General features: G+C 71.5%; 11 protein-coding genes. 10 read left to right on the top strand and 1 reads right to left on the bottom strand.

Annotated elements, in window-relative coordinates:
* The first annotated feature begins 216 nt into the window (after positions 1-216).
* The 10 genes from leuS to ACIBVL_RS04825 all read left to right on the top strand — a co-directional run bounded on the left by leuS (position 217) and on the right by ACIBVL_RS04825 (position 12,505).
* Positions 217-3,090 (top strand): leucine--tRNA ligase, encoded by a 2,874-nt coding sequence (gene leuS, locus ACIBVL_RS04870; RefSeq protein ID WP_399091754.1) that lies wholly within the window; start codon positions 217-219, stop codon positions 3,088-3,090.
* 179 nt (positions 3,091-3,269) lie between these two features.
* Positions 3,270-3,950: a hypothetical protein gene (locus ACIBVL_RS04865; protein WP_399091752.1), complete on the top strand. Its 681-nt coding sequence runs from the start codon at positions 3,270-3,272 to the stop codon at positions 3,948-3,950.
* Positions 3,951-4,033: 83 nt separating this feature from the next.
* Positions 4,034-4,879 carry a DegV family protein gene (locus ACIBVL_RS04860; protein ID WP_399091749.1) on the top strand — a complete coding sequence of 282 codons (846 nt, stop codon included), beginning with the start codon at positions 4,034-4,036 and terminating at the stop codon, positions 4,877-4,879.
* Positions 4,880-5,003: 124 nt separating this feature from the next.
* The gene (locus ACIBVL_RS04855) at positions 5,004-6,062 is read left to right on the top strand and encodes a helix-hairpin-helix domain-containing protein (protein WP_399091746.1); all 1,059 of its coding nucleotides are present in this window, start codon (positions 5,004-5,006) and stop codon (positions 6,060-6,062) included.
* A gap of 74 nt (positions 6,063-6,136) precedes the next feature.
* Positions 6,137-8,668 (top strand): ComEC/Rec2 family competence protein, encoded by a 2,532-nt coding sequence (locus ACIBVL_RS04850; protein WP_399091743.1) that lies wholly within the window; start codon positions 6,137-6,139, stop codon positions 8,666-8,668.
* 4 nt (positions 8,669-8,672) lie between these two features.
* Positions 8,673-9,527, top strand: a complete 855-nt coding sequence (locus ACIBVL_RS04845) for an arylamine N-acetyltransferase (RefSeq protein WP_399091740.1) — start codon at positions 8,673-8,675, stop codon at positions 9,525-9,527.
* Between the two features lie 145 nt (positions 9,528-9,672).
* The gene (locus tag ACIBVL_RS04840; RefSeq protein ID WP_399091737.1) at positions 9,673-10,554 is read left to right on the top strand and encodes a YceI family protein; all 882 of its coding nucleotides are present in this window, start codon (positions 9,673-9,675) and stop codon (positions 10,552-10,554) included.
* 57 nt (positions 10,555-10,611) lie between these two features.
* Entirely contained in the window at positions 10,612-10,857 is a 246-nt protein-coding gene (locus ACIBVL_RS04835) for a hypothetical protein (protein WP_399091734.1), read from the top strand.
* 185 nt (positions 10,858-11,042) lie between these two features.
* Positions 11,043-12,029 (top strand): DNA polymerase III subunit delta, encoded by a 987-nt coding sequence (gene holA, locus ACIBVL_RS04830; protein WP_399091731.1) that lies wholly within the window; start codon positions 11,043-11,045, stop codon positions 12,027-12,029.
* A gap of 77 nt (positions 12,030-12,106) precedes the next feature.
* Positions 12,107-12,505: a nuclear transport factor 2 family protein gene (locus ACIBVL_RS04825; protein ID WP_399091728.1), complete on the top strand. Its 399-nt coding sequence runs from the start codon at positions 12,107-12,109 to the stop codon at positions 12,503-12,505.
* Between the two features lie 239 nt (positions 12,506-12,744).
* Here ACIBVL_RS04825 and rpsT read toward each other — a convergent pair whose 3' ends face one another.
* Positions 12,745-13,011, bottom strand: a complete 267-nt coding sequence (rpsT, locus tag ACIBVL_RS04820) for a 30S ribosomal protein S20 (RefSeq protein ID WP_399091725.1) — start codon at positions 13,009-13,011, stop codon at positions 12,745-12,747.
* Positions 13,012-13,135: the final 124 nt, after the last annotated feature.

Raw genomic sequence — 13,135 nt, 5'->3', positions numbered from 1 at the left:
ATACGTAAGTCCGTCGCAGCTTGCTCAAGGCCTGCGGTACCCTAGCGCCATGCGTGCCGTACGCCTTCTGCTTAGCGAGCCGCGCTGATCAGTCCCGAACGCCGGTGGACCGGACGGTTCGGAATCGGCGCGGCGTCCCCTCCTGTGCGAGGGGATTTTTCGTTTCCAGGGAAGTCACAGCCGCTGGCAGAGACGATCGATGGAGCTTTGAGGATCATGAGCGAGACGAACCCCGCTGCCGCCGCCGAGGTGGCCGCGCCGCACCGCTACACGGCGGCCATGGCCGCCGAGATCGAGGCACGCTGGCAGGACTTCTGGGACGCCGAGGGCACGTACGCCGCTCCCAACCCCACGGGCGACCTGGCGGGCGACCCCGCTGTCGTCGGCCGGCCCAAGAAGTTCATCATGGACATGTTCCCGTACCCGTCCGGTGCGGGCCTGCACGTCGGCCACCCCCTGGGCTACATCGCGACCGACGTCTTCGCGCGCTTCCAGCGCATGACCGGCCACAACGTCCTGCACACCCTGGGCTTCGACGCCTTCGGCCTGCCCGCCGAGCAGTACGCCGTGCAGACCGGCACGCACCCGCGCGTGTCCACCGAGGCCAACATCGAGAACATGAAGGCCCAGCTGCGCCGGCTGGGGCTGGGCCACGACAAGCGCCGGTCCGTCGCCACGATCGACCCGGACTACTACAAGTGGACCCAGTGGATCTTCCTGCAGATCTTCAACTCCTGGTACGACGACGAGGCGAAGAAGGCCCGCCCGATCTCCGAGCTGATCGAGAGGTTCGAGTCCGGTGAGCGCGCGGTACCGGGGCACACGCGCGCGTGGAGCGAACTGACCGCCACCGAGCGCGCAGACGTCCTGGGCGGGTTCCGGCTGGCCTACGCCTCCGACGCGCCGGTCAACTGGTGCCCCGGCCTGGGTACCGTGCTGGCCAACGAGGAGGTCACCGCCGACGGCCGCTCCGAGCGCGGCAACTTCCCGGTCTTCAAGGCCAAGCTGCGCCAGTGGAACATGCGGATCACCGCCTACGCCGACCGGCTGCTGGAGGACCTGGACGCGCTGGACTGGCCCGAGGCCATCAAGCTGCAGCAGCGCAACTGGATCGGCCGCTCCGAGGGCGCCCGTGTCGACTTCCCCGTCGACGGCGAGCACATCACGGTCTTCACCACCCGCCCGGACACCCTGTTCGGCGCGACCTACATGGTCCTGGCGCCCGAGCACCCGCTGGTCGACAAGTTCGTCCCGGACGCCTGGCCCGAGGGCACCCACGAGGTGTGGACCGGCGGTCACGCGACTCCGGCCGAGGCCGTCGCCGCCTACCGCGCGCAGGCCGCCTCCAAGTCCGACGTCGAGCGGCAGGCCGAGGCCAAGGACAAGACCGGCGTCTTCACCGGCGCGTACGCCACCAACCCGGTCAACGGCGAGCGGGTCCCGGTCTTCATCGCCGACTATGTCCTGATGGGCTACGGCACCGGCGCGATCATGGCGGTACCGGCGGGCGACCAGCGCGACTTCGAGTTCGCCCGCGCCTTCGAGCTGCCGATCGTCTGCATCGTCGAGCCGACCGACGGCCGGGGCACCGACCCCGCCACGTGGGAGAACGCCTTCGCCTCGTACGACGCGAAGATCATCAACTCCTCGAACGACGCCGTCTCGCTGGACGGCCTGGGCGTCGTCGAGGCCAAGGCCCGCATCACCGAGTGGCTGGAGCGCGAGGGCATCGGCGAGGGCACCGTCAACTTCCGGCTGCGCGACTGGCTGTTCAGCCGTCAGCGCTACTGGGGCGAGCCCTTCCCGATCGTCTACGACGAGGACGGCATCGCCCACCCGCTGCCCGAGTCGATGCTGCCCCTGGAACTGCCGGAGGTCGAGGACTACTCGCCGCGCACCTTCGACCCGAACGACGCGAACACCTCGCCGGAGACCCCGCTGTCCCGCAACGAGGACTGGGTCGACGTCACCCTGGACCTGGGCGACGGGCCCAAGCGGTACCGCCGCGAGACCAACACCATGCCCAACTGGGCCGGTTCCTGCTGGTACGAGCTGCGCTACCTGGACCCGCACAACAGCGAGCGGCTGGTCGACCCGGAGATCGAGCAGTACTGGATGAGCCCGCGCGAGGGACGGCCGCACGGCGGTGTCGACCTGTACGTCGGCGGCGCCGAGCACGCCGTGCTGCACCTGCTGTACGCGCGCTTCTGGTCGAAGGTCCTGTTCGACCTGGGGCACGTCTCCTCCGCGGAGCCGTTCCACAAGCTGTTCAACCAGGGCATGATCCAGGCGTACGCCTACACCGACTCCCGCGGTGTGTACGTCCCGGCGGCCGAGGTCGAGGAGCGGGACGGGAAGTTCTTCTACCGGGACCAGCCCGTCAGGCGCGAGTACGGCAAGATGGGCAAGTCCCTGAAGAACGCCGTGACTCCCGACGAGATCTGCGACGAGTACGGTGCCGACACCCTGCGCCTGTACGAGATGGCGATGGGCCCGCTGGACGTCTCCCGCCCTTGGGACACGCGTGCCGTGGTGGGCCAGTACCGCCTGCTGCAGCGGCTGTGGCGCAACATCGTGGACGAGGCCACCGGTGAGGTGACCGTCGTCGACGCCGAGCCCGACGAGAACACCCTGCGGGCGCTGCACAAGGCGATCGACGGCGTGCGCCAGGACCTGGAGGGCCTGCGCTTCAACACGGCGATCGCCAAGATCACCGAGCTGAACAACCACCTGACCAAGGCGGGCGGCGCGCTGCCCCGCACGGTCGCCGAGGACCTGGTGCTGCTGGTCGCCCCGCTGGCCCCGCACATCGCCGAGGAGCTGTGGGCCCGGCTGGGCCACACCGACTCGGTCGTCCACCAGGACCTGCCGGTCGCCGACCCGGCGTACGTCGTGGACGAGAGCGTGACCTGTGTCGTGCAGATCAAGGGCAAGGTCAGGGCGCGTCTGGAGGTGTCCCCGGCCATCTCCGACGAGGAGCTGGAGAAGGTGGCCCTGGCCGACGAGAACGTGGTCAAGGCGCTGGACGGCGCGGGGATCCGCAAGGTGATCGTGCGGGCACCGAAGCTGGTGAACATCGTTCCGGCGTGAGGCACTGAGGCCTGAAGTCTGAGGCCTGAAGTCTGAGGCCTGAGGTCTGAGGCGTGAGGTCTGAGGCGTGCGGCCGTCCCCTAGGGGTTCGGTACGGGCAGGTTCGGGGTTCTCCTGGAACTCCGGGCCTGCCCGTCTCGTTTACGGTTTGAAGAGGGACGCAGACCGAGGAGGAGCTCGTGGAAGCAGTGATCGCAGTCGTGGCCCTGCTGTTCGTGCTTCTCGCCGTGCTCGGTGTCTACGCGACGGTGAAGGCCGTCGGCGCCGCCAAGCGCGGCGTGGACCGCACCATTCACCAGGCCCGCCGCACGGTCGAGGACCACACCCTGCGCGCCAGGTCCTTCGCCCAGCCCGGACCGGCCGGCGAGATCGCCCAGCTCCGGCTCAGGCTGCGCACATCGATGCGGGCCACCCAGGACGCGCTGCAGGCGGGCGTGACGGAGGACGAGTCGCTCCGGGAGTCCCTCGGTCTGTTCCAGCGGCTCAGCGCACACGGTCACGAACTGGACGGCGAGCTCAAGCGCCTCGAGGTCGAGCCGGACCGGGCGAAGCTCGCCGAGCGGCTGCCATCGCTGCGCGAGCGCACCGAGCGCATCACGGAATCGGCGGACTCCCTGCGCTGGGCGGCCCAGGACCGAGCCGGCCGCTTCGCCGAGGACGACCTGGACACCCTCAGCGCCCAGATCGACGTCGAAGCCGGTGCCCTGCGGCACTGGACCAGCTCGGACCCCGAGCAGACACCGGAGACACCTCGGTCGCATCCGGCACAGGAGCCGACCCGGCCCTCCATCACCCCGCCCGGGCCGCGTCCCACTTATCCCTGGCAGAAGAAGCCCCGCCACGAAGCGACCGGTACCTGAGCCCTATGTGATTCGGTCAAGGGCTGCCCAGGCCAGAGGGCCCGGGCTGCCGTCCGGGCGCTACGCCAGGTAACCTCCAGCTCATGTCCCGCCATGTCGCGATCGTCACGGATTCAACGGCCTACCTGCCGCAGCGGACGATGGAGCGCCACGGCATCACCGCGGTGCCCCTGACCGTCGTCCTCGGCGACCAGGCTCTGGAAGAGGGCACCGAGATCTCGACCCGCTCCCTGGCCCAGGCGCTGCAGAAGCGACGCCCCGTCACCACCTCGCGCCCCAGCCCCCGGGTCTTCGCCGAGACCTACCGCAGGGTCGCCGAGGCCGGCGCGACCGGGATCGTCTCCCTGCACCTGTCCGCCGAGTTGTCCGGCACGTACGACGCCGCGGTCCTCGCGGCACGGGAAGCGCCGGTGCCGGTGCGGGTGGTGGACACCGGGATGGTCGCGATGGCCCTCGGTTTCTGCGCGGTCTCCGCCGCCGAGGCGGCGGAGACCGGTGGAAGCATCGACGACGCGGTCACCGCCGCGGAGAAACGGGCCGACAGCACCTCCGCCTTCTTCTACGTCGACACCCTCGACTATCTGCGCCGTGGCGGCCGGATCGGCGCAGCCCAGGCCTTGTTGGGCTCGGCGCTCGCGGTGAAGCCGCTGCTCCAGCTGCATGAGGGGCGCATCGACCTCCTGGAGAAGGTGCGGACGGCGTCGAGGGCCATCGCCCGCCTGGAGGAACTGGTGGCCGACCGTGCGGGCAGTGCGCCGGTCGACATCGCCGTTCACCATCTCGCGGCTCCCGAGCGGGCGTCCGCGCTGGCGGACCGTCTCCGGGGGCGGGTCCCCGGGCTCGCGGATCTGCATGTGAGTGAGGTCGGCGCGGTGATCGGGGCCCACACGGGGCCGGGACTGCTGGGAGTTGTGGTGTCGCCGAGGTGAGGGGCGCCGTTGCCTCATGAGTTCCCTCACTCGTACGGGTGGTGGAGTTATCCACAACTGGGTGGTATTCCCCGGGAATTGAGCAAGATCATCGCGATTCGGTGAAGTGTCCCATCCTCGTGGCATGGCACTTCGATCACTCTCACGCACCCCGAACGCGACCAGCGGCCCCGGGCGGGGTCCTGGCTCCGACGGCCGCGTCCGCCCCCGCAGTTCACCCCGCGGAGGCCGCGCCGGACACCGCCACGCCTCTGCCCAGGAGCTCCGCCGGCGCGCGGAGTCGCTGTTCGCCGCCCGCGGCGGAGACCGGGGCGGGGAGAGCCCACAGGGCGCGGACGCTGTTCTTGCCGATGCGCGAGAGGGGCCGGAGGGGCCGGAGGGGCTTCCCGCCGGTGTGGTCGCGGAGGTGGGGTCCTCGGACTTCGACGAGGGGCGCGGCGGTGGCGGCCGGATGGCGGGGAACTGGCGGGAGCGGGCCGGGATGGCCCTGCGGGAGCGGATGCCGGTCTGGGTGCAGGCGCGCTGTGGGATGGAACGCAGAAGCGTGCTCGCTCTCACGGCGGTGCTGGTCGCCGCCGCTGTCTTCGCCGTGCAGCACTTCTGGACCGGCCGGACCCAGCCCGTGCGGCCGCCGGAGGTGGTGCGGGCGGCGGCTCCCTACGAGGCGGGAGCGGGGAAGGAAGCCGCCGAGCCGGCCGCCACGGCAGCCTCGGCCGGTACACGGGGTGCCGTGGGCACGGCCGGGACCGAGATCGTGGTGGACGTCAGCGGCAAGGTCCGCAAGCCCGGGATCCATCGGCTTCCGGCCGGTTCACGCGTGGTCGACGCGCTGAGCGCGGCCGGCGGGGTGCGGCCCGGCACGAACACCGACGGTCTCAACCGCGCCCGGTTCCTCGTGGACGGCGAACAGGTCGTCGTCGGAGGTCCCGCGCCCCCGGCGGCTGCGGGAGCGGCGGGGCAGGGCGGCGCCGGAGCGGCTGCCGGACCGTCGGCTCCCGTCTCCCTCAACACGGCCACCGTCGACCAACTCGACACCCTGCCCGGCGTCGGTCCCGTGCTCGCGCAGCACATCGTCGACTACCGCACAGCCCAGGGCGGTTTCCGTTCGGTGGACGAGCTGCGGGAGGTCAACGGCATCGGTGAGCGGCGTTATGCCGATCTGCGGAATCTCGTGCGGCCATGAGGGGCGGGGACGGAGGAGAGAGCGTCGCGGTCAGGGACGAGCAGGCCGGCCCGGGCTCTCATGACCGCCGCGCCGTGCATGCCGCTTCCGGCAAGCGGCTGGGTGAGGCCCATCCCCGGCAGGAAGGGCCGGTGGACCTGCGTCTGGTCCCGCCCGCACTCGCGGCCTGGGCCACGGCTGCGCTGACCTTGGACGCGGCGCCCGGGCTGGTCGGGGGTCTCGCGCTGGTCTGCCTGATCACGGGGATCGCACTGGTGGCGCGGTGGCGCGGGTGGCGCCCTCGGGGCTCGCGGCGCACCTGGCCACGGATCCCCGTGGCCGCCACGCTGCTCTGTGTCGCCGCGGCCGCGACCTCGGCCGGGCTGCACGGGGCCGATCTGAGGCGCGGGCCGGTTCCGGTGCTGGCGCGGGAGTACACGACCGTCACCGCCGAGGTCGAGATCACCTCCGATCCACGGTTCACCCGGCCCCGGGTCCGTGGGGACCACGTGACCCCGGACTCCGTCCTGATCGACGCGGAGGTGCGCAGGGTCGAGGAACCGGGAGGGGCGGCGGTCGCGACGCGGGCGCCGGTGCTGATGCTCGTGGACGTCCGCGGAGGTACCGGCATACGGCGTACGGCCGCGCGTGGGGCGGCCGAGTCGTGGCCGTCGGTCCTCCCCGCTCCGCCCACCGCCTCGTGGCCGGCGCTGCTGCCGTCCACGCGGGTACGGGTGACCGGGCGGCTGGTCCCCGCTCTGACGGGCGGGGACCGGATCGCGGCGGTGCTGCGGGTGAAGGGCCGTGGGGTGCCGGCGGTTGTACGGGAGCCGTCGGCGGCGCAGCGGCTGGCCGGTCGGCTGCGGGCGGGCTTGCGGGAGGCCACCGACGGGCTGCCGGCGGACGCCCGGGCGCTGTTGCCGGGGCTGGTCGTCGGGGACACCGCGCGGATCACACCCGAACTGGACGAGGCCTTCAAGGAGACGGATCTCGCCCACACGCTCGCGGTCTCCGGCAGCAACCTCACGATCATCCTGGCCCTGCTGCTCGGGCCGCCCGGTTTGGCCCAGTACGTCGAGCGTCGTGGCCTGGCGCCCCGCCTCGGCATCTCCCTGCGGACGACCGCGCTGCTCGGCGGAGCGCTCACGCTCGCCTTCGTCGTGGTGTGCCGGCCCGACCCGAGTGTGCTGCGGGCCGCGGCCTGCGGGGCCGTGGTGCTGCTGGCCCTCGCCACCGGCCGCCGCAGGTCGCTCGTCCCCGCGCTGGCGTCGGCGGTGCTGCTGCTGGTGCTGTACGACCCGTGGCTGGCCCGGAGTTACGGGTTCCTGCTGTCGGTGCTCGCCACGGGGGCCCTGCTGACGGTGGCGCCGCGCTGGAGTGCCGCGTTGCGCGGGCGCGGGGTGCCGCCGCGGCCGGCGGAGGCGTTGGCGGCCGCGGCGGCCGCGCAGGCGCTGTGCGCGCCGGTCGTCGCGGTGCTGTCGGCGCGGGTGAGTCTGGTGGCGGTGCCGTGCAACCTGCTGGTGGAGTTCGCGGTGGCGCCCGCCACGGTGCTGGGCTTCGCGGCGCTGGCGACGGCGCCCGTGGCGATGCCGGTGGCCAAGGCGCTTGCCTGGGGCGCGAGTTGGCCGGCCGGATGGATCGCGGAGGTCGCGCGGGCGGGGGCGGCGCTGCCCGGCGGGGGAGTGGACTGGCCCGGCAGTTGGGGCGGGGCGCTGCTGCTCGCCCTCGTCACGGCGGTGCTGGTGCTGCTCGGACGACGGCTGCTGAGCCGCCCGTGGCTGTGCGCGGTCGGCGGGGTGGTCTTCCTGCTGGCCGTGGTGCAGCCGCCGCCGCTGACCCGGGTGCTCACGGGCTGGCCGCCGCCGGGCTGGCGGCTGGCGATGTGCGACGTGGGGCAGGGCGATGCGATGGTCCTCGCGGCCGGCGAGGGAACCGGCGTGGTGGTGGACGCCGGGCCGGATCCGGAGCCGGTCGACCGGTGTCTGCGCACGCTCGGCATCACCAGGGTGCCGCTGGTCCTGCTCACCCACTTCCACGCCGATCATGTGGCGGGACTGCCGGGTGTGCTGCGGGGGCGGGCGGTGGGCGCGATCGAGACGACGGGGCTGGAGGAGCCCCTGGACCAGGTGGAGTTCGTACGGAGGGAGGCGCGGGCACGGCGTGTGCCGGTGCTCCGGGCGGTGGCGGGGGAGCGGCGGCGGGTAGGTGGCCTCGACTGGGAGGTGCTCTGGCCGCCACCGGGTCCGGCGCCGGAAGCGGACGGGCCGAACGACGCGAGTGTGACGTTGCTCGTGCGGTCTGCCGGGCTGCGGATGCTGCTGCTGGGTGACCTCGAGCCCCCGGCCCAGCAGGCACTCTTGCGGTCGCCTGCGGCCGCGTCGGTGAGCGGGGTGGATGTGCTCAAGGTGGCCCACCACGGCTCGGCCTACCAGGATCCGGACCTCATACGAGCGGTGGCGCCCCGGCTGGCGTTGATCTCGTGCGGCGCGGACAACCCGTACGGACACCCCGCGCCCAGCACGGTCGCGGCGCTGCGGGCAGGCGGCGCGACGGTGCTGCGCACCGACCGGGACGGGGCGCTGGCGGTCATCGGTGGGGGCGGGGCGCTGCGGGTGGCGCGAGACTGAGGGCATGGATTCCGCGCAGATCGATGCCCGTCAGGTCGCCGCCTATCTGGATCGCCTGGGGGTCGAGCCCCGGGCCCGGCCCACCGCACCCACCGTCGAGGCCCTGCGCGACCTGCATCTGCGACATCTGCGGGCCGTGCCCTTCGAGAACCTCTCGGTCCACCTCGGGGAGGCGATCGTGATGGAGGAGGGGCGCCTGGTGGCGAAGGTGGTCGAGGGGCGGAGGGGAGGCTTCTGTTACGAGCTGAACGGCGCGTTCGGGGCACTGCTGGCGGCGCTGGGGTTCGAGGTGACGCTGCTGGCGGCCCGGGTGTACGGGGAGGAGGGACGGCTCGGGATCCCGTACGACCACATGGCGCTGCTGGTCGGCACGGCGGAGGAGGAGGAATGGCTGGCCGACGTGGGCTTCGGGACGCACAGCCACTACCCGCTGAGGTGGTACGACCGGGGTGAGCAACGGGATCCCGGTGGGGTGTTCCGGATCGTGGAGGCCGGTCCGGACGCGGCCGGGGCGGCGGGGTTCCCCACAGACCTGGACGTCGTGCGGAACGGGGTGCCGCAGTACCGGCTGGAGGTGCGGCCGAGGGCGCTGGGGGACTTCGTGGCGGGGGCCTGGTGGCACAGCACCTCGCCGGAGTCGCACTTCACGCGGTCGCTGGTCTGTTCACGGGTGACGCAGGACGGCGGGAGGATCACGCTCAGCGGGCGCCGCTGGAAGGCGACGGATCCCGAAGGGAGGAGCACGGAGCGGGAGTTGGCGACGGACCAGGAGGTGCTGGAGGTGTACAGGGAGCGGTTCGGGATCGAGCTGGCGCGGGTGCCGGAGGCGAGAGGCGGAGGTGCCGACGAGAGAGAGTAAATCAGGCCAGACAGCGCTACTCGTGCGTAGTACCAGCACATCTGCTGGTTTCCTGTGATGTGGGCTTGTCTTGCCTCGAAAGCCGCATCGGTGATCGAATGCGTCTTCGGCAGTAGGTGAGTCAAGTCGCGCAGGGGTGGCGTAGATGTTCGACCGTTGGCTGGGAAAACGTATGAACCGGGTGCAACGGACGAGTCCCCTCGCGGCGGTCCAGACCCCGGAGCACGCCGGGGTGCTGAGCTGCCGGGTGCTGGATCCGGTCCAGGAGCCGGTGCGCAACGCGGAGTTCGCGCTGAGCGACGCGATGGGGCGCAAGATCGTGAGCGGCGGGACGGATCCTTTCGGGGCGTTCGTGACGACCGTGCCTGCGGGGGAGTACCGGCTCGCGGTGTCCGCCGAGGGGTACACGCCGTACCGGGCGACCGCGACGGTCGGGGAGAACGCGCTGGCCTCGCTCGGTGATGTGACGCTCCAGGTGGCGCGGCCGCCGGAGCTGCCGGCGCCGGGCGACTGGGAGATCGAGCCGACGCACTCCTCGATCGGGTTCACCGCACGGCACATCGGGCTCGCGCGGATCCACGGGCGGTTCAACTCGTTCGCGGGGGTGGTGCGGATCGCGGAGCGGATGGAGCAGTCGGCGATGCACGTGGTGATCGACGCGGCCTCCATCGACACCAACGTCAGGATGCGGGACGACCATCTGCGGTCGGCGGACTTCCTGGACGTGGAGCGGTATCCGACGCTGGAGTTCTACAGCGAGCGGTTCGTGCACAAGGGCGGGAGCCGGTGGGCCGTCACGGGGGCGCTGTCGTTGCACGGTGTGACGCGGACGGTGACGCTGGACACGGAGTATCTCGGGCTCGGCCACGGCATGGGTGGCGAGATGCGGGCGGCCTGCCGGGCGCGGACCGAGTTGCACCGGGACGACTTCACCGTGAGCTGGCAGACGATGTTGGCGCGGGGCATCGCGGTGGTCGGGCCCAGTATCCGGATCGAGCTGGACGTGCAGATCGTGCCGAAGGGCTGAGCCGCGCTCCGCTCGACGGCGGAGGGCGGGGGTGCCGGCGTGCCGGAAAATGGCTCCGTGAGTGATGTGCGACATGTGCTGGTGCTGCCCGATCGAGATGCCGCGGAGGAGGTGGTGGAGGCTCTTGCCGAGCGGTTCGGGGTGAGGGAGGAGCCGCTGGTCGTCCGGGATGCGTTGGCGGGGGAGGACGATGCGGAGGATGCGCAGTGGTTGGTGGTGTTGCGGGATGAGGAAGGGCGGTTGGAGGCAGGGGTGCTGGACGAGTTCGTGGGCGCCTGGGAGGGGTGGCGGGAGGAGCCGTAGCTTGTAAGGGTGCTGGTGCTGGTGCTGGTGCTGGGCGGGCCCCATCGCCCGCTTGCGGTGCTCGGCGAGAGCCCCATCGCCCGCCCGCGGTGCTGCGGCGACGCCCGCCCGAGCCGCCGCAGCGGCACGACTGCCCGCAGTCCGACGGACATCCGTTGTCGGTGGGACGTGCCATGCTGTGAGCGATGGCCAGGAAAACCGCGAATGACGACCCTCTCGCCCCGCTGACCCTTGCCGTGGGCCAGGAGGAGCTTCTCCTCGACCGCGCCGTGCGGGAGGTCGTGGCCGCTGCCAGGGCCTCCGACGCCGACACGGACGTACGTGACCTGACACCGGACCAGTTGCAGCCCGGCACGCTCGCCGAGTTGACCAGCCCGTCGCTCTTCGCGGAGCGGAAGGTCGTCGTCGTCCGCAATGCGCAGGATCTGTCGGCCGACACCGTGAAGGACGTCAAGGCCTATCTGTCGGCGCCCGCCGAGGAGATCACCCTTGTGCTGCTGCACGCGGGCCAGGCCAAGGGCAAGGCGCTGCTGGACGCCGCGCGCAAGGCGGGGGCGCGTGAGGTGGCCTGCCCGAAGATGACCAAGCCGGCCGATCGGCTGGCGTTCGTGCGGCAGGAGTTCCGGGCCACCGGGCGGTCCGCGACGCCGGAGGCCTGCCAGGCCCTCGTCGATGCCATCGGCAGTGATCTGCGGGAGCTGGCCTCGGCCGTGTCCCAGCTGGTCGCCGATGTGGAGGGGACCGTCGACGAGGCCGTGGTCGGCCGGTACTACACCGGGCGGGCCGAGGCGTCGAGCTTCACGGTCGCGGACCGGGCCGTGGAGGGACGGGCGGCCGAGGCGCTGGAGGCGCTGCGGTGGTCGCTGGCCACCGGAGTCGCGCCCGTGATGATCACCAGTGCGCTGGCGCAGGGCGTCCGGGCGATCGGAAAGCTGTCCTCCGCGCGTGGCGGCCGCCCCGCCGATCTCGCGCGGGAGCTGGGCATGCCGCCCTGGAAGATCGACCGGGTGCGGCAGCAGATGCGGGGGTGGACGCCGGACGGGGTGGCGTTCGCGCTGCGGGCCGTGGCCGAGGCGGATGCCGGGGTGAAGGGCGGCGGGGACGATCCCGAGTACGCCCTGGAGAAGGCCGTGGTGGCCATCGCGCGGGCCGCCCGCTCCAGAGGACGATAGGCGGGTCCCGGAGGAGAATCGTGCGTATCAGCCGTCCATCGCCGGACCAGGACCGGACCAGAAAGGTGGCGATCACCATGGCTGAGCACCCGCACGCCAAGATCGTCCGCGAAGGCTACGAGGCCTTCCAGCGCGGAGACATGGACACCCTGCGCGGGATGATGACCGGGGACTGTACGCACCACGTTCCCGGCTCCCACCCGCTCTCCGGGGACTACAAGGGGCTCGACAACATCATCGACGGGTACTACAACCGGCTCTACTCGGAGACGGGCGGATCGTTCCGCGTCGAGCTGCGCAACATATTCGTCGACGGCCGTGGCCACGCCATGACCATGCACCACTTCACCGCCGACCGGGGCAGCAAGCACATCGACGAGATGGGAGGCATCATCTTCCGGATCGTCGGAGACAAGATCACCGACCTCGACGAGTGCCTCGCGGACATGGACAAGGCCAACGACTTCTGGTCGTGAGCGCCGCCGGACCGTCGTGAGCGCCGCCAGACCTTGGCGTGAACGCCGGCAGAGTCCCGTACACGCCGAAGGCCCCGGCACCCGCCCTGGGGAAGGGCGAGGTGCCGGGGCCTTCGCTACAAGCTCTTGAGCCCATACCCGCGTGGCGAACGCAGGCCGCGTATGAGCTCGGGGCGCCGGTCGGGAGCGGATGAGAGAGGGCCCGCCCTGGGTCCTTCCGGCGGTCAGATCAGAAGGGTTCAGCCCTTGAGGGACGTGACCTTGGAAGCCAGCGCCGACTTCTTGTTGGCGGCCTGGTTCTTGTGGATGACGCCCTTCGAGACGGCCTTGTCGAGCTGACGCGCGGCAGCGCGCTGCAGCTCGGTGGCCTTCTCGACGTCACCCGAGGCAGCGGCCTCGCGGGCCTTGCGGATCGCGGTCTTCAGGGAGGACTTGACGGCCTTGTTGCGCAGCCGAGCCTTCTCGTTGGTCTTGATCCGCTTGATCTGGGACTTGATGTTCGCCACGAATAAGCCTCTTCTATTTCCTGGTTTCCTGGGTGCCTCGCGCTGAGAGGGCATGAGACACAGCTGCCCAGGCTACCAGTGGGCCGGAGAATGGCCCAAACCGGCCCCCGGTCGCCGCCCGTGG

It is taken from the genome of Streptomyces sp. NPDC049687, from assembly GCF_044465285.1.
GTDB lineage: Bacteria > Actinomycetota > Actinomycetes > Streptomycetales > Streptomycetaceae > Streptomyces.
The sequence above is the reverse complement of the archived record's forward strand: the minus strand, read 5'-3'. Positions and strand labels throughout refer to the sequence as shown.

Coding starts and splice junctions, on each gene's coding strand:
- leuS (WP_399091754.1), top strand. CDS start 217: ATGAGCGAGACGAACCCCGCTGCCGCCGCCGAGGTGGCCGCGCCGCAC.
- ACIBVL_RS04860 (WP_399091749.1), top strand. CDS start 4,034: ATGTCCCGCCATGTCGCGATCGTCACGGATTCAACGGCCTACCTGCCG.
- ACIBVL_RS04855 (WP_399091746.1), top strand. CDS start 5,004: ATGGCACTTCGATCACTCTCACGCACCCCGAACGCGACCAGCGGCCCC.
- ACIBVL_RS04845 (WP_399091740.1), top strand. CDS start 8,673: ATGGATTCCGCGCAGATCGATGCCCGTCAGGTCGCCGCCTATCTGGAT.
- ACIBVL_RS04840 (WP_399091737.1), top strand. CDS start 9,673: ATGTTCGACCGTTGGCTGGGAAAACGTATGAACCGGGTGCAACGGACG.
- holA (WP_399091731.1), top strand. CDS start 11,043: ATGGCCAGGAAAACCGCGAATGACGACCCTCTCGCCCCGCTGACCCTT.
- ACIBVL_RS04825 (WP_399091728.1), top strand. CDS start 12,107: ATGGCTGAGCACCCGCACGCCAAGATCGTCCGCGAAGGCTACGAGGCC.